Annotated in this window: 1 protein-coding gene; it reads right to left on the reverse strand. The window is 37.3% G+C overall.

Going from position 1 to position 249, the window contains the following annotated elements:
- Nucleotides 1–147 precede the first annotated feature (147 nt).
- Nucleotides 148–249 (reverse strand): IS1 family transposase (locus tag H5300_RS27520; RefSeq protein WP_220503464.1); only part of this gene is annotated, 102 nt, incomplete at its 5' end.

The raw sequence follows: 249 nt of genomic DNA on the forward strand, positions 1-249 counted from the left end.
GGACCTAAGAATAAAAGTTGTTGAAATGAACAATATCTAACAAAAGCCTACCCAATAAACTTGATAAGAAAAGCGGATTTACTGAGGAGATAAATCGACACTGTAAAACATTCTTCACAAAATCGGGTCATGACTCCAATCTGTTGATTAATGGTAAAACTCTCGTTCGATAAAGGTGCCGATGACCTTATCGTGCATTTCTTCTGATCTCGAGAAACCGATAGTTTTTCGAACGAGTCTCTTTAAGCG

It is taken from the genome of Vibrio sp. SG41-7 (assembly GCF_014164465.1).
In the GTDB taxonomy this organism is placed as follows: Bacteria; Pseudomonadota; Gammaproteobacteria; order Enterobacterales; family Vibrionaceae; genus Vibrio; species Vibrio splendidus.